Origin of the sequence: Rhodococcus sp. 66b, assembly GCF_002076325.1 — a bacterium.
Classification (GTDB): domain Bacteria; phylum Actinomycetota; class Actinomycetes; order Mycobacteriales; family Mycobacteriaceae; genus Rhodococcus_F; species Rhodococcus_F erythropolis.
The window spans coordinates 1-20,881 of record NZ_MUZB01000009.1; the positions used below are offsets into that span (position 1 = coordinate 1).

The 20,881-nt window shown below is 61.9% G+C and carries 19 protein-coding genes; 15 read left to right on the forward strand and 4 right to left on the reverse strand.

Annotated features, from left to right (window positions below):
• Positions 1-89 precede the first annotated feature (89 nt).
• Entirely contained in the window at positions 90-752 is a 663-nt protein-coding gene (locus B0E55_RS17655) for a 3-oxoacid CoA-transferase subunit B (RefSeq protein ID WP_020906493.1), read from the reverse strand.
• A complete protein-coding gene (locus B0E55_RS17660; protein WP_153211317.1) occupies positions 749-1,516 on the reverse strand; it encodes a CoA transferase subunit A in 768 nt (255 codons plus the stop codon). The genes B0E55_RS17655 and B0E55_RS17660 overlap by 4 nt, the downstream gene beginning before the upstream one ends.
• A gap of 167 nt (positions 1,517-1,683) precedes the next feature.
• Here B0E55_RS17660 and B0E55_RS17665 point away from each other — a divergent pair, with 167 nt between their 5' ends.
• The gene (locus B0E55_RS17665) at positions 1,684-2,463 is read left to right on the forward strand and encodes an IclR family transcriptional regulator (RefSeq protein ID WP_069146093.1); all 780 of its coding nucleotides are present in this window, start codon (positions 1,684-1,686) and stop codon (positions 2,461-2,463) included.
• Here the strand turns inward: B0E55_RS17665 and B0E55_RS17670 are convergent.
• Complete coding sequence (locus B0E55_RS17670; RefSeq protein ID WP_019747537.1) at positions 2,460-3,062, reverse strand: helix-turn-helix domain-containing protein; 603 nt, start codon at positions 3,060-3,062, stop codon at positions 2,460-2,462. The two genes, B0E55_RS17665 and B0E55_RS17670, sit on opposite strands and share 4 nt — an antisense overlap.
• Positions 3,063-3,172: 110 nt before the next feature.
• Between B0E55_RS17670 and B0E55_RS17675 the strand changes: the two genes are divergently transcribed.
• The 10 genes from B0E55_RS17675 to B0E55_RS17720 all read left to right on the forward strand — a co-directional run bounded on the left by B0E55_RS17675 (position 3,173) and on the right by B0E55_RS17720 (position 16,757).
• Positions 3,173-4,579: an MFS transporter gene (locus tag B0E55_RS17675; RefSeq protein ID WP_080910215.1), complete on the forward strand. Its 1,407-nt coding sequence runs from the start codon at positions 3,173-3,175 to the stop codon at positions 4,577-4,579.
• 96 nt (positions 4,580-4,675) lie between these two features.
• Positions 4,676-6,583, forward strand: coding sequence for an alkyl/aryl-sulfatase (locus B0E55_RS17680; protein WP_046378066.1), 1,908 nt, complete (start codon positions 4,676-4,678; stop codon positions 6,581-6,583).
• A gap of 17 nt (positions 6,584-6,600) precedes the next feature.
• Positions 6,601-7,581, forward strand: coding sequence for a linear amide C-N hydrolase (locus tag B0E55_RS17685; protein WP_029254644.1), 981 nt, complete (start codon positions 6,601-6,603; stop codon positions 7,579-7,581).
• Between the two features lie 104 nt (positions 7,582-7,685).
• Positions 7,686-9,017, forward strand: a complete 1,332-nt coding sequence (locus B0E55_RS17690) for an MFS transporter (RefSeq protein WP_029254645.1) — start codon at positions 7,686-7,688, stop codon at positions 9,015-9,017.
• A 46-nt stretch (positions 9,018-9,063) separates the two neighbouring features.
• Complete coding sequence (locus B0E55_RS17695; RefSeq protein ID WP_070385357.1) at positions 9,064-10,257, forward strand: anhydro-N-acetylmuramic acid kinase; 1,194 nt, start codon at positions 9,064-9,066, stop codon at positions 10,255-10,257.
• On the forward strand, positions 10,254-11,129 hold the full coding sequence (locus tag B0E55_RS17700; RefSeq protein WP_042950990.1) for a MurR/RpiR family transcriptional regulator: 876 nt from the start codon (positions 10,254-10,256) through the stop codon (positions 11,127-11,129). The genes B0E55_RS17695 and B0E55_RS17700 overlap by 4 nt, the downstream gene beginning before the upstream one ends.
• A 71-nt stretch (positions 11,130-11,200) precedes the next feature.
• Positions 11,201-12,118, forward strand: coding sequence for an N-acetylmuramic acid 6-phosphate etherase (gene murQ, locus B0E55_RS17705; RefSeq protein ID WP_020968668.1), 918 nt, complete (start codon positions 11,201-11,203; stop codon positions 12,116-12,118).
• Positions 12,119-12,898 (forward strand): glucosamine-6-phosphate deaminase, encoded by a 780-nt coding sequence (gene nagB / locus B0E55_RS17710; RefSeq protein ID WP_020968669.1) that lies wholly within the window; start codon positions 12,119-12,121, stop codon positions 12,896-12,898.
• A 61-nt stretch (positions 12,899-12,959) separates the two neighbouring features.
• Positions 12,960-14,375 carry an FAD-dependent oxidoreductase gene (locus tag B0E55_RS17715; RefSeq protein WP_080910127.1) on the forward strand — a complete coding sequence of 472 codons (1,416 nt, stop codon included), beginning with the start codon at positions 12,960-12,962 and terminating at the stop codon, positions 14,373-14,375.
• A gap of 84 nt (positions 14,376-14,459) precedes the next feature.
• Complete coding sequence (locus B0E55_RS17720; protein ID WP_080910128.1) at positions 14,460-16,757, forward strand: serine/threonine-protein kinase; 2,298 nt, start codon at positions 14,460-14,462, stop codon at positions 16,755-16,757.
• Positions 16,758-16,784: 27 nt separating this feature from the next.
• Here B0E55_RS17720 and B0E55_RS17725 read toward each other — a convergent pair whose 3' ends face one another.
• Positions 16,785-17,093, reverse strand: a complete 309-nt coding sequence (locus B0E55_RS17725; RefSeq protein WP_024487387.1) for an amphi-Trp domain-containing protein — start codon at positions 17,091-17,093, stop codon at positions 16,785-16,787.
• 73 nt (positions 17,094-17,166) lie between these two features.
• On the opposite strand from B0E55_RS17725, the gene B0E55_RS17730 reads away from it, so the two are divergent.
• The 4 genes from B0E55_RS17730 (at position 17,167) to B0E55_RS17745 (ending at position 20,871) form a co-directional block, all read left to right on the forward strand.
• Positions 17,167-17,499: a hypothetical protein gene (locus B0E55_RS17730; RefSeq protein WP_037119238.1), complete on the forward strand. Its 333-nt coding sequence runs from the start codon at positions 17,167-17,169 to the stop codon at positions 17,497-17,499.
• Between the two features lie 116 nt (positions 17,500-17,615).
• A complete protein-coding gene (locus tag B0E55_RS17735; RefSeq protein ID WP_020906505.1) occupies positions 17,616-18,059 on the forward strand; it encodes a Fur family transcriptional regulator in 444 nt (147 codons plus the stop codon).
• Between the two features lie 36 nt (positions 18,060-18,095).
• Positions 18,096-20,318 carry a catalase/peroxidase HPI gene (katG, locus tag B0E55_RS17740; protein ID WP_080910129.1) on the forward strand — a complete coding sequence of 741 codons (2,223 nt, stop codon included), beginning with the start codon at positions 18,096-18,098 and terminating at the stop codon, positions 20,316-20,318.
• 79 nt (positions 20,319-20,397) lie between these two features.
• Complete coding sequence (locus tag B0E55_RS17745) at positions 20,398-20,871, forward strand: NUDIX domain-containing protein (protein ID WP_020906507.1); 474 nt, start codon at positions 20,398-20,400, stop codon at positions 20,869-20,871.
• The last annotated feature ends 10 nt before the right edge of the window (positions 20,872-20,881 follow it).

Consider the following 20,881-nt stretch of genomic DNA (forward strand, 5'->3'; position numbering starts at 1 on the left):
GAGGTCGGACCCGGAGAGGTCTTTCAACGATCCGAGGAGTCGACCCATCGGGGTACGAGCTCCCGCAACAATCACAGTGGTCGTGTCGGTCATGCCAGTTCAACTTTCAGTTCGGTGCCGGTCGCGGCAACAACGTCTTCGACGCTGACATCGGGGGCCAGTTCACGCAGGACGAGTGGGCCTTCGTCGCTCACATCGATGACGGCTAGGTTGGTGATGATCCGATTCACCACGCCCTGGCCGGTCAGGGGCAGGGTGCATGCGTCGACGATCTTGGGGTTGCCGTCGCGGTCGTTGTGCTCCATGACGACGATGACACGCCGGGCACCGTGGACGAGGTCCATTGCGCCGCCCATTCCCTTGACCATCTTGCCGGGGACCATCCAGTTTGCGAGGTCACCCGTCTTCGACACCTGCATGCCGCCGAGAACGGCGGTGTCGATGTGGCCGCCGCGGATCATCCCGAACGAGAGGGCCGAATCAAAATATGCCGCACCGGGATTGACGGTCACGGTCTCCTTGCCGGCGTTGATGAGGTCAGGATCGACGTTGTCCTCGGTGGGATACGGTCCGGTACCGAGAATTCCGTTCTCCGAGTGCAGGACCACACGAACGTCCGAGCCCAGGTATCCGGGAATCAGTGTGGGAAGACCGATTCCGAGATTGACGTACTCGCCGTCGATCATCTCTGCAGCCGCCCGCGCTGCCATCTGCTGGCGCGTCCAACCCGTCACTGTCACTGGTGCGGTCATCGTGAGGTTCCTTCCGAAGCGCTGACGGTTCGCTTTTCGATTCGCTTGTTCTGAGGGCCGGTGTGCACAATTCTCTGCACGAAGACTCCGGGCAGGTGTACCGATGCCGGGTCGATTTCACCGGGCTCGACCAGACGTTCCACCTGAGCAATGGTGACCCGTCCCGCCATCGCGGCGAGCGGGTTGAAGTTCATCGCGGTCTTGTCGAACACGAGGTTGCCGTCGGTGTCACCGAGAACAGCGTGCACGAGTGCGTAGTCGGCGTTGATCGCCTCTTCCATCACGTAACGCTTGGTTCCGAAGACGCGAGTCTCCTTCGGAGGCGATGCAATAGCGATCGAGCCGTCGGCGTCGTAGCGCCAGGGCATTCCGCCGTCGGAGATGGGGCTACCCACTCCGGCCGGTGTGAAGAATGCGGGGATTCCGGTTCCGCCGGCGCGCAGACGCTCGGCGAGCGTGCCCTGCGGCGTCAGTTCCACTTCGAGTTCGCCGGCCAGGTACTGCCGGGCGAACTCCTTGTTCTCACCGACGTACGACGCGGTCACCCGTCGGATACGTCCGGCGCTCAGCAAGATTCCGAGACCGTGATCGTCGACGCCGCAGTTGTTGGAGAACACCTCGAGGTCGGTTGCACTTGTTGCTGCGATCGCGTCGATCAATACGTCGGGGATGCCGCACAAACCGAATCCGCCGACGGCCAGCGTTGCTCCGTCGACGATGTCGGCGACCGCGTCCGCCGCGGACTCGTACACCTTTGCTGTCATGTTTTCTCCCTGCCAAGCGTTCATTGAGTAGACACTCACTCACTTCGCTATCCAGTGAACTATCTCCAGTTCACAGGTTCAAGGGATCTTGAATATCAAGACAGAACTGATCGACTGCTGACCATCTGAAGAAAATTCGTTCACTGAATGGACGCTAGGATGAACTCATGCCTACTCACGAGCAATCACCGGCCATGGTCGCGCGGGTGGCGGCACTTCTGCGAGCCCTCGGCGCCTCTGAGCCAACGGGCATTTCCACCACTGAATTGGGCAAGGTCACCGGCCTCGCTCGGCCCACCGCGCACCGACTGCTCACGTCTTTGGCTGCCGAAGGACTGGTCGACCGTGACGCACGAACCGGTCGGTGGTCTCTCGGCCCGGAGTTGTACCTCCTGGGCGCCGCGGCCGGAAATCGGTACGACATCACCGACCGCGCTCGCGACATCGTCGACGACCTCGCCCGGGTCACGGGGGAGAGTGCATTCCTCTCGGCACGTCGCGGCGACGAGACCGTCTGCATCTTGAGTCAGGAAGGCAGTTTTCCGCTGCGATCTCACGTGCTGCACGAGGGGAAGCGATTCCCGTTGGGGGTCGCGTCGGCGGGGCTTGCCATCTTGAGTCACCTACCGACGCGGGACGTCGACGACTATTTCGCCCGAGTGAATCTGGAGTCGGAATGGGGTGAGATCCACAGTGAGGCATCAATCCGCGAGCGAATCGAGTCGACGCGTGTCACCGGCTATGCCGTCAATCCAGCCCTCATCGTCGAGGGAAGCTGGGGGATGGGTGCCGCGGTGTTCGACCGCAACGGGCGCCCGGACTGGGCGCTGAGCCTGACCGGAGTGGAAACCCGCTTTCGGCCCGCGCGTCATGCCGAGTTGGGAACGCTACTTCTCGAATACGCTCATACGCTGTCGAACCGACTGAAAACGCATGCAGTGGTCTAACTTTCGGGTACCGGTTCGTGCGCAGTAGTAGTTTTTGCCTTCGTGCGTACGTGCGCCTTTTCGCCCTGCGGGCCGAACAGATGCAAGATCTCCACGACCTGTTCATCGGCGGGCCCGAACCAATGGGGCTCGGCGGTGTCGAACTCCGCGACTTCACCGGGGTGCAGGACAACCTCGTTCGTACCCAGAATGAGACGCAGATCCCCGGCGAGGACGTAGAGCCATTCGTAGCCGGCGTGGGTGACGAGCTTCGGTGGACGTGGACCGATCACCTGTTTGAACACCTGCACGCGTCCGGGATAGCGCGTCAACGGAACGACGGCACTGCCGTTCTTGCGTCGGCTCGGGGTGAGATGGACCCGAGGATCGCCCGTGGCGGGAGCGCCGACGAGTTGGTCCAGCGCGACCCGGTGAGCACGCGCGAGCGGTAACAGCAGATCGAGGGTGGGACGACGCTTACCCGATTCGAGTCGCGACAATGCGCTGACGGAGATGCCGGTGGCGTCGGACAGGGCCTCGAGGGTCAAATCGCGATCCCGACGAAGTGTGCGCAGTCTCGGTCCGATATCGGTAAGCAACTGCTCGAGTTCGGCGTCCATGCGCTCATCTTTGCAGTTTCTGCAAATTTCTTACCGGCTTCGCGGGCCGGGTTGCGACGATCCTTTCGACTGGCGAGCACGGCAGAACACTTCGAGAGATGGAGTCCGAGATGAAACCTTCGAGCGGGATCGACGAACCGCAAGTGATCGGACTTGACGCACGCCGCCGGTGGGGCATTCTGGCCATCTGCTGCACGAGCTTGTTCGTCGTCGGGTTGGACACGACCATCGTCAACGTCGCTCTCCCCGCGATCGGGGAGGGATTCGGCGTCGGAACCGTTGGTCTCGAATGGATCGTCAACGCGTACACACTCGTCTTGGCGAGCTTGCTGATCTCTTCCGGCGCCCTGGCCGACAGGTTCGGTAGAAGGCGGATCTTCCAGATCGGACTGGTCGTTTTCGGGGTGGCGTCGATCGTCTGCGCGCTGGCCCCGTCGGTGGGAGTTCTGATTGCGGCGAGGATCGCGCAGGGAGTCGGTGGGTCGATGCTCAGTCCGGTGGCCCTGGCGATCGTCGTCAACGTGATGACCGACCCGAAGGAGCGAGCCAAGGCGATCGGCGTGTGGGCTGCGGTCTTCGGTCTGAGCATGGCAGCAGGACCGATAGTCGGCGGAGTCCTCATCGAGAGCTTCGGCTGGAGATCCGTTTTCTGGATCAACGTGCCCGTCATCGCAGTCGTTCTCGTGCTGACCGCGGTGTTCGTACCGCAGTCCCGGGCTGAACAACCTCGACGTCTCGACTTACCGGGGCAGGTGCTTCTGATGGTCGTCGTGGGCGGATCCGTGGCTCTGCTCATCGAAGGCCCACGAATCGGGTGGCTGGCCTCCGGTGCAATCGCGGGTTACGTCGCCGTCGCTGCCGCGCTGGCAGCGTTCGTCCGCGTCGAATCGAGAAAGAGCGAGCCGCTCATGGACCCCTCGCTGTTTCGGCACCGGCCGTTCACCGCGGCAGTCCTCGGCGCGATCGTGGTGTTCGTGGCACTCAACGCGACGCTGCTTCTGGGCACCTTCTACCTTCAACAGGCGCGTGAAATGACTCCCGCCGCCGCGGGCGCGATGACACTACCGATGGCAGTCGCCGCAACCATCTGTGCGCCGTTGTCGGGGATTCTCGTCGGGCGCTTCGGTGCACGATTGCCGTTGCTGATCGCCGGAAGCTTCACCGCGCTCGGCGGACTGTGCCTGGTCTCTCTCGACAACAGCACAGGCACTTCGACGTTGCTCGTCGCGTACCTGTTCCTCGGTATCGGCTTCGGTTTCTCGAATGCTCCGATCACCAACACCGCCGTCAACGGACTACCGAGATCGCAGGCAGGCCTTGCCGGCGGGATCACCTCCAGTGCAAGGCAGTTCGGCGCTGCTCTCGGTGTGGCGCTGGCCGGCGGCATGATCGCAGGCAGCGCACAATCAGACATCGCCGAGGCATCGAGAGCGGGTTGGATCCTTGTTGTCGCCTGTGGGCTCGTGGTTCTTCTCATCGCCCTGGCGTCGGGAGGTTCCGAGAAGACGAAGGGGTGAGGAGCGTGAGTTCACCCTGCGCGGGTGATTCCAACGCCGCTGCCGCCGGATAGAGATTATGGGGTATCTGATCGTCGTATCCGAGCGGGGAGAGCCATGTGCCAGACACCTAAGGACGCAACACCGGCCACCGTGGCGGTGAACCGCGAAGCGGTCACGCGGTACGCCATGGATGACCGGCAAGATTTTGTCGACGCGGATCGTGGCTTGATCGCACCGTTGCCTGGCAATGTTCTCGGCGACGACGGGCATGTGGTCTTCGACCCCGAGGCATTGGCGTACATCGGTGACGACGTTCCGGCGCCGGACACCGTCAATCCCAGTTTGTGGCGCCAGAGTCAGGTCATTCGCCGGGGTGGGCTCTACCAGGTGACGGATCGCCTCTACCAGGTGAGAAACAACGACATCGCAAACCTGACGGTCGTCGAGGGTGACGAAGGCCTGATCATCATCGACTGCATGGCGGGAGTCGAATCAGCGCGCCAGGGCATGAAGATGATTCGCGAGCACGTCAGCGACAAGCCGGTTGCAGCGATCATCTACACGCACACCCATATCGACCACTACGGCGGAGTCAAAGGCATCATCGACGTCGAGGACGTTGCGTCGGGAAAGGTGCCGATCATCGCGCCGGGCACGATCGCATCGTTCGACAAGTTCGCAATCGGCGAGAATGTTGTCGCCGGCAATGCCATGGCGAGGCGGTCGTTCTATGCCTTCGGCGGATTGCTCGACCTCGGTCCGAAAGGGGCGGTCTCGTGCGGGATCGGCGTGCTCAGCACCAAAGGCCCTCAGATCTCGTATATTTCCCCCACCGACGGCATCACCGAAACCGGAACGAAGCGAGAAATTGCGGGTCTGGAGTTCGAATTCCTCTATGCACCCGATACCGAGGCTCCGGAGGAGATGCACATCTGGATCCCCGAACTCGCTGCACTGACGTGTGCGGAGAACGCCAATCATTCACTCCACAACATCCAGACCCTGCGCGGTGCGCGTACCCGCGATGCCCGCAATTTCGCGCGATACCTGGACGAAACTTTGGAACGGTGGGGCGACGACGCGGCGGTTCACTACGGACCGCACACCTGGCCGGTGTGGGGGAACGAGAACCTCGTTGGCTTCATCGAATCACAAAGGGATACCTACAAATACATTCACGACCAGGCGCTCCGGCTGGCGAACAAGGGATACACGCCACTCGAAGCTGCCGAGGTGATCGAGCTACCCGAGGAGCTCGGCCGCAAGTGGCACAACCGCGGGTACCACGGAACTCTGCATCATGACGTGCGTGCCGTGTACACCAAGGAGCTGGGAATGTGGGACGGCGATCCGGTGACGCTTCATCCACATCCACCGGTCGAGTCGGCGAAGAGGTTCGTCGATCTCCTTGGCGCGCAGAAGATCCTGGATGAGGGTAAGCGAGCATTCGACGCCGCGGACTACCGGTGGGCGGCAGAGATCCTGCACAAGTTGGTGTTCGCTCAACCGGAGAACACGGAGGCGAAGAACCTTCAGGCTGACGTCTACGAGCAGATGGGGTATCAAGCCGAGGGACCTCAGTGGCGAGGTATCTACCTTTCGGCAGCGTTGGAATTGCGTGAGGGCTCGCAACCCCCGCCGTACATCACTGCGAGCGAAGACAGCGTCCTCGCGATGCCCATCGATATTTTGTTCGACTTCGTAGCAGTGCATCTCATCGGAGACAAGGCAACTGACGTCGACCTCCACATCGATTTCGTGTTCACCGATCACGACGACGAGACCTGGACGGCCTGGGTCAGGCGCGGCGTCCTCAATGCCCGCCGGGGAGCGGCGTCGAACACGCAACTGACGGTGTCCGGGCCGAAAGCTGCACTGATCGGCGCACTTCTGCAACCGGGCGCGGCTGCGGAACTTGCCAAAGCCGGGAAGATTTCGCTCACCGGAGACGAATCGGCGCTGGAGACATTGGGAGGGCTGCTGGATACCTTCGATCCCAGTTTCAATATCGTCACGCCGTGAGGAAGGGATAGTTTTCGATGTGTACACGCTTGGTCTACTTGGGGCCCAACGACACTGTGATCACTGCTCGATCGATGGATTGGAAGGTCGATCTCGGAACCAATCTCTGGGCATTTCCGCGGGGCATGACGCGAGAGGGTTGCGCGGGTCCGAACTCGATTCAGTGGACGTCGAAATACGGAAGTGTTGTCGCAACGGCCTACGACATGTGCACAACCGATGGGGTCAACGAGGCAGGACTGTCTGCAAATCTCTTGTGGTTGGTCGAGTCCGAGTACCCGGCATACGACGGCTCGACTCCGGGTCTGTCCATCGCAGCGTGGGCGCAGTATGTTCTGGATTGTTTTGCGACAGTTCAGGAAGCAGTCGAGGTGTTGGCAGCGGAACCGTTCACCGTCGTGACTGCTGCTGTTCCCGGTGAAGACCGTCTCGCTACCCTTCACATGTCACTCTCGGACGCCAGGGGAGACAGTGCGATCATCGAATACGTCGGTGGACGCGCGACTATTCATCACAGCCGTGAGTACCAGGTGATGACAAATTCTCCGATCTTCGATCAGCAACTCGCGGTCAACGAGTACTGGAAGCAGATCAACGGGACTGTGATGCTGCCCGGAACGAACCGTGCCGCTGACAGATTCGCCCGCGCGTCGTTCTACGTGGATGCGATACCGCAGACGGACGATCCGCGGTCCGCGTTGGCGTCGACGTTCAGTGTCATTCGCAATGTCTCGGTGCCGCTGGGTATTTCGACTCCAGACGAGCCCAACATCTCGTCGACCCGCTGGCGTACGGTGGTCGATCACAAACGCACGCTCTATTTCTTCGAGTCCGCGATGACCCCGAATACGTTCTGGGTGGATGTGGCGTCGATGGATCTCGGGGAGGGGACGCCCGTCCGCAAGCTCGGGCTGGGCCCGAACGAGAGCACGGTCTACTCCGGAGACTCCACCGACCAGTTCGAACGGGCGGAGGCATTCACGTTCGCAGGAGCGTAGGGATTCGGGGACCCACGAAAACCCAATTGTGAAACTTCTTGACATTTCTACTCCGTTCAGATGAAACTTTGTTGCATATTCGGGTTTCGTCAACGGAGGACGGCATGGGCATCACAGTGCAGACACGGAACGATGGTGCGCAGCTCAAACGGCGCAGGGCGCTCGTCGCCGGCTCCGTCGGAAATTTCATCGAGTGGTACGAGTTCGGTGTGTACGGGTTCTTCGCGACGATCATCGCGTCGAACTTCTTCAGCGCCGACGGCTCCGGCGACCTCGAAAGCCTGATCAAGACCTACGCGTCGTTTGCGCTGGCCTTCTTCTTCCGCCCAGTGGGGGCCGCACTCTTCGGTCGACTCGGTGACCGCATCGGCCGACGCCCCACCTTGGTGATCGTTCTTCTGCTGATGTCGGGTGCGACGACCCTGATCGGTGTGCTCCCCACCTACGAGAGTGTCGGAATTCTGGCACCGCTGCTCTTGACGGTCCTTCGGATCCTCCAGGGATTGTCGGCCGGAGGCGAGTTCGGCGGCGCGGTGTCGGTGATGACCGAGTTTGCGCCCCCGGGACGACGCGGACTGTACGGGTCGTGGCAATCGTTCACGGTCGCGCTCGGATTGCTCGCCGGTGCCGGAATCGCGGCGCTCCTCGCGACAGTTCTCGACTCCGGTCAGCTCAACGACTGGGGCTGGCGCATCCCGTTCCTCCTTGCACTTCCGATGGGCCTGGTTGCCCTGTGGCTCAGGCTCCGACTCGAAGAAACGCCGTCGTTCGAGCGTGCCCGCGCAGTCCAGTCCGAACCGACAGTTGATGCGGCGACGCCGGTAGCGCAGCCGACCGTCGGCGAGACCGCCAGGGCGATCCTGCTCGGCATCGGTCGGTTGATGGGCTGGTCTGCGGCGGGTTACACGTTCCTCGTCGTGATGCCGACTTATCTTCAGAGTTCACTCAACGCGACATTCCATCAGGCACTGGTTGCTTCGGTACTTGCCAATGCCGGCTTCGCGGTGACGATTCCGCTTGCGGGCGGGCTCAGTGATCGCATCGGGAGACGCGCGGTCATGCTCACCGGCACCGTTTTGATCTTGGTCCTTGCGTTGCCGCTGCTCAACGTCCTGCAGAATGAGCAGACGTCTCTGACCGCCAAGGGATTTGCAGTGTTTGCCGCCGGCGCCGCAGTGGGACTTGTCGCCGGACCCGGACCCGCCATGCTCTCCGAGATGTTCCCCACCTCGGTCCGGTACACCGGATTAGGACTCGCATACTCCCTGTCCAACGCGGTCTTTTCGGGCTGCGCCGGTCTGATAATCACGTGGCTGATCAAGGAAACTTCCAATCTCGATATTCCGGCCTACTTCGTGATGGCAACGTGCGCCGTCAGCGCGATCGCTTTGAGTACCTTGCGAGGAAATGCCCACAAGCGGGCACTCGTCGACTGACCGCAGCTTGCCCGAATGCCGAAACGATCCGAGTAAGGGAAATTTCATGAGAGTCATCGGCCTGATGTCCGGTACTTCGTACGACGCTATCGATGCTGCCGCAGCAGATATCCGGATCGACGGGGACACTCTTGTGCTGACCTCACTGGGGATGGTCAGCGAACCATATTCCGGTGAGTTGCGGGCAGCGGTGGCCGCTGCGGTACCGCCTGCGTCCACCACTGTCGGTCAGATCTGCCAACTCGACACCGAGATCGGGCAGGCATTCGCGGCCGTGGCTGCGCGGGCGAACGCGGAACTGTGTGGCGGCAGTGCGGAATTGATCTCCTCACATGGGCAGACGATGTTTCACTGGGTCGAAGGAGCGCAAGTAAAGGGCACTCTCCAACTCGGGCAGCCGGCCTGGATAGCCGAGAAGACCGGATGCACCGTCGTGTCGGACCTGCGCTCTCGCGACGTGGCGACGGGTGGACAGGGTGCACCATTGGTCAGCGCGTTCGACGTATTGTGGCTCAACGGAAGAACTTCGGGTTCCGTCGCGCTCAATCTCGGTGGCATCGCGAACGTCACTGCTCCGGGTGGCGGCGGTACGACGGCAGATGGTCCCGCAGTACCGATTGCCTTCGACACCGGCCCGGCAAATGCGCTGATCGACGCGGCGGTAAGCGAATTCACTGCGGGGGAGCAGTGGTTCGACCTCGGTGGCGCTCTGGGTGCAGCCGGCACGCCGAACGTCGATCTGCTCGCACATCTACTGAGCGAACCGTATTACACGCAGCCCGCTCCCAAGAGCACGGGCAAAGAATTGTTTCATCGGGACTATCTGCTCGCCGCTCTGCGGGGCTACGAGTCGTTGTCTCTGGCAGACATCGTCGCGACTCTGACTGCACTTACGGCCCGGACCGTCGCCGATTCCGTCAAAGCACTCGCGGCCACCGAAGTGGTGGTGTCAGGTGGTGGCACCAAGAATCCGACGTTGATGGCGATGCTCCGTGACGAACTGGGCGACATCGCGCTTGTCTCTTCGGACGAACTCGGAGTCACCTCCGACATCAAGGAAGCATTGGCTTTCGCGGTTCTCGGCTTCCTCACCGCACACGGATTGCCCGGCAGTATTGCGTCGTGCACCGGTGCGCGTCACGCCAGTGTGCTCGGATCTTTGACGCCAGGAAGCCGTGGGCTGCCTAGAATCACATCGGTGCCGTCAGCTCCGAAAACGATGCGAATCGAGGCGTTATGACTTTGGACCGGAGTGCTCCGGCGTCCGTCGACCTGCTTGCTCGTATTCGCGCATCACTGAGCAGCCTCTCACCTGCCGAGCTGCGGATCGCCGAAATCATCGAAGCCGACCCCAGCCTGGCGTCCACACTGACGGTCAACGATCTTGCCGAACGAGCGTCGACAAGCACGGCGACAGTGGTCCGCACAGCCAAAAGGCTCGGTTTCGAGGGGTATCCCCAGCTTCGTCTGGCATTGGCGGCCATCAGCGGTTCCGCGTCAAGTGATTCGATTCCACTCGGTGTGGACATCGTTGCCGCCGACTCTGCCAGTGAAGTCATGGCCAAACTCGCCGAGTTCGAATCCGAACAACTCAAGGGCACAGCACAATTGACTGACCCTGTTGCACTCGAAGAAGTGGTGTCGCGGATTCGATCCGCCCGCCGGGTCGAGGTGTACGGCATCGGCGCGTCAGGCATCGTCGCGCAAGACCTCACGTTGAAGCTCTCGCGTATCGACGTCAACTGCCGGGTTCATCTCGACCGAGACGCAGCGATGGTCAGCGCCAGTTTGCTCGGACCGGACGACATAGCAGTGGGAATCTCGCATTCCGGCGAGACTTCTGATGTGGTCGAACCGCTTGCCCTTGCCCGTCGTACCGGGGCGTCGACGGCCGCGATCACCGGCGGGGCGCGGTCGACGCTCGCTGTGCAGTCACACCACGTTCTACTCACTGCCGGTAGAGAATTCGGTTTCCGGTCGGCAGCAATGGCAAGCCGCACCGGCCAGCTGTTGGTAGTCGACACAATTTTTGCGATGGTCGCGCACTCGCTGCCGAGCGCCCTGTCTGCGCTGCAACGCAGTCATGATGCCATTGCTTCGAAGCGTCACTGACGAGGAGTCGTCGCTGTGATTACTGACGAGGAGTCGTCGTAGTGAAATTTGATCGAGGAGGACTCGCCACAATGCAATTGGACATGCTGTCTACCGAGAGACCGAACCCTCTCACCCGCGATCTCGACGTCATGTCGGTGTCGGATCTGCTGACGGTGATGAACCAGCAGGACGCAATCGTGGCCGACGCGGTCGCGGCGGTGTTACCGGCCATCGAAGCCGCAGTCGATTCGATCGTCACCGCTCGGGCACAAGGTGGTCGGCTGATCTACCTGGGAGCTGGGACCAGTGGGCGTCTGGGAGTGCTCGACGCGGTGGAATGCCCTCCGACTTTCGGGACCGATCCAGGCGAGGTGATCGGAATCATCGCCGGTGGCCCGGGAGCGTTTCTGAACGCCGTCGAGGGAGCAGAGGACGATCCGCGAGCGGCTGGGGCCGACCTCGACGCAATCTCGTTGAACGCCACGGACGTCGTGGTGGGTCTGGCGGCGAGTGGTCGTACTCCCTATGTCATCGGGGGACTCGACCATGCCCGCGCACTCGGCGCCGCAACAGTGGCAGTCTCATGCAACCGAAATGCGGCAATGAGTTCGCACGCCGGAGTGGCCATCGAAGTGGAGACCGGCCCCGAGATCCTCACCGGATCGACGAGGCTCAAGGCCGGGACTGCACAGAAGATGGTGTGCAACATGCTTTCGACGGCAAGCATGGTCCGTTCCGGCAAGGCGTTTCACAACCTGATGGTCGACCTTCGGCCTACCAACGCCAAACTGGTCGATCGTGCAAACCGGATCGTCGCGGCAGCCACCGGAGTGGATACCGAGATCGCTTCGGAGACCATCGAGAATGCCGACGGTCATGTGAAGGCAGCGGTCGTCATGTTGTTGGCCGAATGCGACTTCGCCGAAGCAACCGAATTGTTGGATCGCGCTTCGGGTTCCGTACGCGAGGCCATCGTCGGAGCCGGCAAGAGCAGAGAGGAAGCCTGAATGGAAATCGTCATAGTTCCCAGTCCGGAAGACGGAGGGCGAATCGCTGCCGACATCGTTTGCGGCGCAATCGAAAACGGAGCGCGGACGCTCGGCCTCGCGACGGGATCGTCACCGCTGCACACGTATCGGGAGCTGATCAAGCGGCATCGAGAATCGGGAGTGTCGTTCGCGGCGATGAGCGCGTATCTTCTCGACGAGTACGTAGGTCTCACGCCCGATCAGCCGCAGTCCTACGCGCACACCATCCGCACGGAACTCGTCGATCACCTCGACATCGACAATGCGCGAGTGTTCAGCCCCGACGGGGGAGCCGCGGATCCCAGTGAAGCTGCACGGCGTTACGACGCTGCCATCGTCGACAACGGTCCCATCGACGTGCAGATTCTCGGCATCGGTCTCAACGGGCACATCGGCTTCAACGAGCCGTCCTCCTCACTCACATCGCGTACCCGAGTGAAGACCTTGACCGAAAGGACCCGCGCCGACAACGCGCGGTTCTTCGCAGACCCAGCCGATGTGCCGCATCACGTGATCACGCAGGGTCTCGGAACCATCAGTGATGCAAAGCATCTTGTGCTGATTGCGGAGGGGGCGCGCAAAGCCCCCGCGGTCCGGGCTGCGATTGAAGGTCCGGTGTCGGCGTTCTGCCCGGCATCGGTACTTCAGTTGCATCCGCACGTGACAGTCGTCGTCGACGAGGCAGCGGCCGGTGAACTCCAACTGGCGGACTTCTACCGCTACACAACCGAGCACAAGCCGGCCGAGCAGGGTTACTGAAAAGCGGGTTACTGAAAAGCGGACTTGATCTCCAGCGCAGTTGAGGTCCTAGCCTCGGGGCATGATCAACGCTAGAGGTTCAGCGGTATCCCCGCCGGCGGCGCCCCGGATTTTCTCACCACCGCTCAGGGTCGCGATCGTCGGAGCAGGGCCGGCGGGAATCCACGCTGCCGGCGCTCTCGCTGAACTGGCTCCTGGCACCAAGATAGACATGTTCGAGCGTCTACCGACGCCGTACGGACTCGTGCGCTACGGTCTCGCCCCAGGGCACGCCGAGTCCGAAAAGTTCGTCGATTCTCTGCACACCGTGCTGGTCGCCAGTGACTTCCGGCTGTTCTGCAACGTAGAGATCGGAAAGGACCTTTCCGTCGAGGACCTACGTTCTTCCTACGACGCGGTGATCATTGCAACCGGTGCGCCGCGGGATGCACTACTCGACATTCCAGGCGTCGAGCTTCCCGGTTCATTCGGGGCCGCCGATTTTGTCGGTTGGTACAACGATCACCCCGACGCCCCCCAACATTGGCCCCTGCACGCCGAGTCGGTGGCAGTGATCGGCGGCGGCAATGTCGCGCTCGATGTCACGCGGATGCTCCTCGTAGAGGCGCAATCGCTGCAGGCCACGGACGTCTCCGACGAAGTTCGGGAAGGGATCGCCGGCAGTCGCGTTCGTGAGGTACACATCTTTGTCCGGCGCGGACCCGCCGACGCTCGATTCTCCCCGAACGAGTTGCGCGCTCTCGGTCAACTACCCGGCGTAGATGTTGTCGTCGATGCTGCCGATGTCGCGCCGGACCGGCATATCGAGCGGATGACAAAACAGTTGGTGCACACCCGACTGGCAGTCGAGACACTCCGTAGTTTCGCGGGCACTGCGCCTGCCGACCGAACTGCCCAGCGTCGAGTTCACCTGCACTTCTACCGACAGCCCGTGGAGATTCTCGGTAACGGGAAAGTCGAGGCACTCCGCGTCGAGCGGACTGATCCCGACGGCTACGGTCACGTCACCGCTTCGGGTGTCTGTACCGACTATCCGGTTCAAGCTGTGTACCGGGCAATCGGATTCCTCGGCGCGCCACTTGCCGGGGTGCCCTTCGATCACGGGCGCGGCATAGTTTCGCACCGGAGCGGCTCGGTGGTCGACGAGAGCGGTCTACCGATCGCGGGCTTGTTCGTGACCGGTTGGATGAAGCGAGGTGCCGCCGGGCTGATCGGTGCGGCGCGGCCCGACTCTCACCAAACAGTCGAAATGCTGCTGCGCCAACTTGATTCGTTCGGCGGGCGTCGGGTAGATCGCAACCGGATCGAGGAGGTCCTCGCGGCCGGCGATCTGTTTCCCGTCGATTGGGAAGGATGGCTTCGTATCGATGCCGCCGAGAAGGACCTCGGTGTCGAGCACGGACGTCCACGCGTCAAGATCGGTGACCGCGAAGAACTCGTTCGTATCGGCACGAAGTCGGCAGTTCACGCCGAATAGATTCGCTGGGGTCAGAGGTACCGCCGGGGTTACGCTGAAATGAGTCGCCTCGATTCATCGTGCTCGAGGTGCGGAGCAGAACTCATGAATGAACGTGGTGCGCAGGCCAGTGACGCGACAGTCGCGAGCGGGCCCCTGACCGAACGGGGCACCGTCACCGAGTTGCGCCTGTCCGCACTGCCGGTAGTGCGCGGCGAATCGAACGATGCCGACGGTCTCGGGCGCCTGGTCGGGGACTGGGAGGCGGGACGAACCCCGTCCGACCTGAGCGAGTATCTGCCCGATCCAGCCAAGATTCGTCGGGGCGCGCTGATCGAACTGGTCGGAATCGACATGGAGTACCGCTGGCTGAAGAATGACGGTCCGAAACGACTCACGGAGTATTGCGCCGAGTACCCGGAACTGCTCGAAGAGCCACTACCGGCCGAGCTTCTGTACGAGGAGTTCCGGCTGCGGAAGCAGGGCGGGGAGGATGTCGTAGCGGCCGAGTATCTCAGCGAGTTCCCTTTGCAGGCAGATGGTTTCGAGCGGTTGTTCGACCGTGATTCGATGGCCGGCCGCGAAGACGTGATGATGTTGGGGCTCTCGGGTTTCGACGAGTTCGAGATCGGGCAGCGCCTCGATGATTTCGAACTGGTGTTGGAACTCGGGCACGGTGCATTCGCCCGAGTGTTCCTGGCACGGCAACTGTCGATGCAGCGGTGGGTTGCGTTGAAAATCTCGCGCAACGTCGGGGTCGAGCCGCAGACTCTCGCCCAACTCGACCATCCCAACATCGTTCGCGTCTTCGATCAACGGCTGCTCGAGGAACGCGCACTGCGAGTTCTGTTCATGGAATACGTGCCAGGCGGGACCTTGCTCGACGTGGTCAAACTTGTCCGCGTGACACCGCAGGCTCAGCGGTCCGGACAACTACTTCTCGACGCCATCGATCAGACCCTGGCGAAGAAGGGGGAGATGAAACCGAGCGAGACGAGTTTACGGGACGAGATCGCAGCGATGTCGTGGCCGGAGACCGTGGCCTGGATGGGAATGAGACTGGCCGACGCCCTCGAGTACGCGCGTGAGCACGGCGTACTACATCGGGACATCAAGCCGGCGAACGTACTTCTCAGTGTCGAAGGCATTCCCAAACTCGCTGACTTCAACGTCAGTTCGAGCGAGGAGGTTTCGACCGAGGACGCTGCCTGTTTTGTCGGAGGCTCGCTCGCCTACATGTCTCCAGAGCAGTTGGAGGCCTGTGCCGTGGGGTCTCCCGGCACACTCGACACCCGTAGCGACATCTATGCACTCGGCGTGATGCTGTGGGAACTCCTCACCGGGAGTAGGCCTTTCACGGACGACGGCACGGGGCAGAACCCACCGTCGCCCAAGAAGGCGCTCGAGGCACGCCGGCGTGGAGTGGATCCCGCGGCCGAGGCCCGGTTACCGGACGACTGCCCGCCGGCGCTGCGCCGAGTACTGGTGAAGTCTCTTTCGCCCGAGAGAGACGGAAGGTGGTCTGGCGGACGAAAGCTTGCCCGTCAGTTCGCACTGTGTCTGGACCGGTCTGCCCGGAACCTGGTGGACCCACCGGAAGGGAGCCCGCGTTCGACGTTGTGGAAGTGGGCACTGCCGATTCTTCTGGCCGCGATCGGAATTCCGAATCTCCTGGCGGCGGGCTACAACTACTACTACAACAAGATGCTGATCATTTCGGGACTCTCGCCCCAGGCTCAGCAGCACCTCGAGCAGGTTCATCTGGTCATCGGGGTGGCCGCGTTCTCACTCGGTGCCGCGGCGATCCTGTATTGGTGCCGGCTTGCGCTCACTGTGCCTCACGGACTGCGTCACGGTCAGACGTACAGCGCGGAGGTCTTGAACAAAGCGCGTACCGCGACGCTGAACGTCGGACACCGCGCGGTGGTGATCGCATTCGGTCTGTGGGTCCTGGCCGGTATCGCATATCCAGTTGCGTTGCAGATTGCCGCCGGAGGTATTCCGCAACGAGCGTACGTGCACCTGATGTCGTCGCTGGCGGTGTGCGGCGCCGTCGCAGTCGCGTATCCGTTCTTCATCCTGACGTACTACTCGGTTCGATGTCTGTATCCGATCTTGTTGTCACACGGCGAGTTACGAAGCGACGACGGACGCGATATTCGCTCGTTGGGTCGGAGCAGCACGCGTTACCTCGCAGTCGCGGCGTCGGTTCCGCTGGTGGGAATCGCGGGACTCAGTTTTGTCGGTTCCGGGGCCGGGGAGGAACTCAACGCAACCGTCCGTGCGCTGTGTCTGGGCGGGATCGCGGGCTTCATCGTTGTGTATCAACTGTTTCGACGCATCGAAAGTGATCTCCGAGCACTGCTGCGCGTTGTGTCTCTCGAGGTGTCGGCGTCTCCGTAATTGCCTGACAACCGCACCCGGGTTGGCCTATTTGGCAGTGCTCTTGCGCGGTCGGCTGCGACGAACTGCTTTGGTGGGCGGCGGAGACTTCTCTTCTGATTCTTCCTGAGGGTCGTCGCGCCAGTGAATCTCGATTTCTATCTCGACCTCGTTGCCGTCGACTTCGATCTCGAGTTCCCACCGAACCTGTTCCGGAACACTGATTTCGATCGAGTCCCCACCCGACCCCAGTTCCACTTCCGATCCACTGGCGAGGGCCTGGCCGAGGGCGATGAGTCGGTCGGCGACTTCCTGCCGCGAGAGTTGTGACTTCCTCTTGATCTCCAATTTCGGCACGATCACTCCTGACCTCGGCGGATTCTCCCCTTCACCGTAGTTGGAACAAACGGAAGATTGTTACCTTTGGACGATGTCGACCCGCTACCACGTCACGTCCGCCTTGAACCGTGCGTCGATCCAGCGGTATGGATTGGACTGGCGCCGAATGGGCTCAGCTCGCGGAATCGCAGGAAGTCTACGAGCAGAGCAGGAGGGATGCTTCCTCGCCAGCGACGAGGGCGAACGGGACTGGTTTGTCAGAATGAACAACACCGGCGGCGCGGTTGACGTATGGGAAGTCGACGGTATCGACGCTGCATCTCTTGTTCAGTCGCCGGAGGGGCACTACTACTTCCCCGGCGTCATCGCCGCCGCTGAACTGCGACTGGCGCAACAAGACCTACCCCCAGTTCATCTCCCATGATTCCCGGGCCCGTTCGTCCTGTTCGGAGCGCTGACGAATCGGTCGGCAAATCCGCGTAGGCGAGGATTTTCGCGAAAGTCTGGGTTCAGTCCAGAAGATTGCGCAATAGTGGAAAGGTGCCTTCGACGCCGGATTATGCAGCCCAACTGCGTAACGCTGAGCTTCGCGTGACTCGTCCCAGAGTCACGGTGCTCGAGGTTGTGCATGCACGCCCACACGCAGCCACCGAGACTGTCTTCGATGCTGTGCGGGCTGTTCTGCCAGGGGTGTCGCGGCAGGCGGTCTACGACGTGTTGCACGCTCTCACCGACGCCGGGCTGATCAGGCGGATCCAACCGTCCGGATCGGTGGCGCTGTACGAGTCTCGCGTCGGTGACAACCACCATCACGTCGTCTGCCGGTCCTGCGGGGTCGTTGCAGATGTCGACTGTGCAGTCGGAGAGGCACCGTGCTTGACGCCGTCGGCGCACAACGGCTTCGTCCTCGATGAAGCCGAGGTCATCTACTGGGGCCTGTGTGCCGACTGTTCGACAACTCAGAGTTTGCGATCACACCCGTGATCGAAGTCCGTTCTACTCGCTCATGGAGGGATTACCGTGTCCGATAGTTGCCCGGTTGCTCACGATGGAAACACCGCGAGCACCAGCGAAAGTGAAAACCCCGCGATCCCGTCTCCGACACCGACCGGGAATCGTCCGAGAACCAACCGGGACTGGTGGCCGAATCAGCCGGATCTCTCTGTCTTGCATGCGCATTCGTCCAAGTCGAATCCCATGGGTGCCGACTTCGACTACGCCCAGGAATTCGCCAAACTCGATGTCGAGGCGCTCAAGCGCGACGTCATCGCGCTGATGACGGCGTCGCAGGATTGGTGGCCGGCCGACTACGGACACTACGGCGGACTCTTCGTGCGTATGAGCTGGCATGCTGCCGGCACCTATCGCATCGCAGACGGCCGTGGCGGTGGCGGTCAGGGCGCTCAGCGTTTCGCCCCGCTCAACAGTTGGCCGGACAACGCCAGCCTCGACAAGGCACGTCGCCTGCTCTGGCCGGTCAAGCAGAAGTATGGAAAGCAGGTTTCCTGGGCCGACCTGCTGGTGTTCGCAGGCAACTGCGCTCTGGAGTCGATGGGGTTCACGACCTTCGGCTTCGGCTTCGGCCGAGAAGACATCTGGGAGCCCGAGGAGATCTACTGGGGTCCTGAGGACACCTGGCTCGGCGACGAGCGCTACAGCGGAGACCGTGAGCTGTCCGGACCGCTCGGCGCAGTTCAGATGGGCCTGATCTACGTCAATCCCGAAGGACCCAACGGACAACCGGACCCGGTAGCGGCCGCCCGCGACATCCGAGAAACCTTCGCTCGCATGGCGATGAACGACGTGGAAACGGCCGCGCTGATCGCCGGCGGCCACACCTTCGGCAAGACACACGGTGCCGGTCCGGCCGACCTCGTCGGACCCGAACCGGAAGGCGCACCCGTCGAGCAACAGGGACTGGGCTGGAAGAGCGCTTTCGGTACGGGCGTGGGTAAGGACGCGATCACCAGTGGTCTCGAGGTCGTGTGGACTCCCACTCCGACGAAGTGGGACAACACTTTCCTGGAGATTCTGTACGGATACGACTGGGAGCTGACCAAGAGCCCGGCGGGTGCCTGGCAGTGGATCCCGAAGGATGGCGCGGGGGCCGGCACGATCCCGGATCCGTTCGATTCGTCGGCCGGACGTACTCCGACGATGCTGACCACCGACCTCTCCCTACGCCTGGATCCGACGTACGAGAAAATCACACGGCGTTGGCTCGATCATCCCGAAGAATTCGCTGAAGAGTTCGCCAAGGCTTGGTACAAGCTCCTGCATCGCGACATGGGACCGGTCACGCGCTACCTGGGACCGTGGGTTCCCGAACCGCAGTTGTGGCAGGACCCCGTTCCCTCGGCCGATGATCAACTGATCGGGGACGCGGACATCGCGATCCTCAAGAGTCGACTTCTCGATTCCGGGCTGTCCGTCTCACAGTTGGTATCGACCGCGTGGGCGTCGGCTGCGAGCTTCCGCAGCACTGACATGCGCGGCGGCGCCAACGGTGCTCGAATTCGCCTGGAGCCGCAGAAGAACTGGGAAGTCAACGAGCCCGCAGCCCTCTCCGCGGTGCTTCAGACCATCGAGCGAGTTCAGCAGGAATTCAACCAGGCTGGTGGAGCCAAGGTTTCACTTGCCGACCTGATCGTTCTGGGTGGTACAGCGGCAGTCGAGCAGGCCGCGAAGAACGCCGGACAAGACATCACGGTCTCGTTCACACCGGGACGTACGGATGCGACTCAGGAGCAGACAGACGTCGACTCGTTCGAGGTACTCGAACCCCGGGCCGACGGATTCCGGAACTACCTCAAGGGAGGGGAGAAGATTCCGGCAGAGATTCTGTTGGTCGACCGCGCGTACATGCTGTCGCTGACCCCGCCCGAGGTGACAGTTCTGGTCGGCGGACTTCGCGCGCTGAACGCGAACTTCGGCAAGACCGGCCACGGGGTGTTCACCGACCGTCCCGAGACGTTGACCAACGATTTCTTCGTCAACCTTCTCGACATGGGTACCGAGTGGAAGCCGTCGAAGACGGAAGAGAACGTCTACGACGGGGTTGATCGGGCGACTGGAGATCCGAAGTACACGGCAACTGCGGTCGACCTTGTTTTCGGATCGAATTCGCAACTGCGCGCACTCTCCGAGGTGTACGCCAGCGAAGACGCGAAGCAGAAGTTCGCCGAGGACTTCGCTGCCGCCTGGACCAAGGTGATGGACCTCGACAGGTTCGACGTCAACTGATTCAGCAGATTAGCCGACGGCGCCCCGCGAGCTTTGTTCTCGCGGGGCGCCGCCGTTTCCCGCACGATAGCGTGGTCATGTGGCCGATCAATTTGCGCTGGTACCAGCGGTGTACGTGATGTTTCGTCGAAGCAACCCGGCGCAACGGCCGGAGGTGCTGTTGCAGTTGCGTGAGGGCACCGGTTTCATGGACGGATACTGGGCTCACGCTGCTGCGGGACACGTCGAACTGGGGGAGTCGGCACTCGATGCGGCTGTCAGGGAGGCCGCGGAAGAACTTGGCGTGGAGCTGCTTTCCTCGGAACTGAAGCCACTCACCGTGTTGCATCGCCGACATGCGGAAGGGGTCGACCCGGTGGATCATCGAGTGGACTTCTTCTACGAATGCCGCACGTGGTCGGGTGAACCACGCCGGATGGAGCCGTTGAAATCTGCAGATCTGCGGTGGTGGCCGGTTGACGAACTCCCGGAGAAGTTGGTCGACCACGAGCGTTTCGTGATCGAAGCCCACCACGCCGGTCAGCTCGCACCCATCCACAGTTACGGGTTCTGACCGAGCGAGG

Bases quoted from the DNA above. Each gene is read 5' to 3' on its own strand.
- B0E55_RS17665 (WP_069146093.1), top strand. From the start codon at position 1,684: ATGCCTACTCACGAGCAATCACCGGCCATGGTCGCGCGGGTGGCGGCA.
- B0E55_RS17670 (WP_019747537.1), bottom strand. From the start codon at position 3,062: ATGGACGCCGAACTCGAGCAGTTGCTTACCGATATCGGACCGAGACTG.
- B0E55_RS17720 (WP_080910128.1), top strand. From the start codon at position 14,460: ATGAATGAACGTGGTGCGCAGGCCAGTGACGCGACAGTCGCGAGCGGG.
- B0E55_RS17690 (WP_029254645.1), top strand. From the start codon at position 7,686: ATGGGCATCACAGTGCAGACACGGAACGATGGTGCGCAGCTCAAACGG.
- B0E55_RS17660 (WP_153211317.1), bottom strand. From the start codon at position 1,516: ATGACAGCAAAGGTGTACGAGTCCGCGGCGGACGCGGTCGCCGACATC.
- B0E55_RS17685 (WP_029254644.1), top strand. From the start codon at position 6,601: ATGTGTACACGCTTGGTCTACTTGGGGCCCAACGACACTGTGATCACT.
- B0E55_RS17730 (WP_037119238.1), top strand. From the start codon at position 17,167: ATGTCGACCCGCTACCACGTCACGTCCGCCTTGAACCGTGCGTCGATC.
- B0E55_RS17675 (WP_080910215.1), top strand. From the start codon at position 3,173: ATGAAACCTTCGAGCGGGATCGACGAACCGCAAGTGATCGGACTTGAC.
- nagB (WP_020968669.1), top strand. From the start codon at position 12,119: ATGGAAATCGTCATAGTTCCCAGTCCGGAAGACGGAGGGCGAATCGCT.
- B0E55_RS17700 (WP_042950990.1), top strand. From the start codon at position 10,254: ATGACTTTGGACCGGAGTGCTCCGGCGTCCGTCGACCTGCTTGCTCGT.
- B0E55_RS17715 (WP_080910127.1), top strand. From the start codon at position 12,960: ATGATCAACGCTAGAGGTTCAGCGGTATCCCCGCCGGCGGCGCCCCGG.
- B0E55_RS17695 (WP_070385357.1), top strand. From the start codon at position 9,064: ATGAGAGTCATCGGCCTGATGTCCGGTACTTCGTACGACGCTATCGAT.
- murQ (WP_020968668.1), top strand. From the start codon at position 11,201: ATGCAATTGGACATGCTGTCTACCGAGAGACCGAACCCTCTCACCCGC.
- B0E55_RS17680 (WP_046378066.1), top strand. From the start codon at position 4,676: ATGTGCCAGACACCTAAGGACGCAACACCGGCCACCGTGGCGGTGAAC.
- B0E55_RS17655 (WP_020906493.1), bottom strand. From the start codon at position 752: ATGACCGCACCAGTGACAGTGACGGGTTGGACGCGCCAGCAGATGGCA.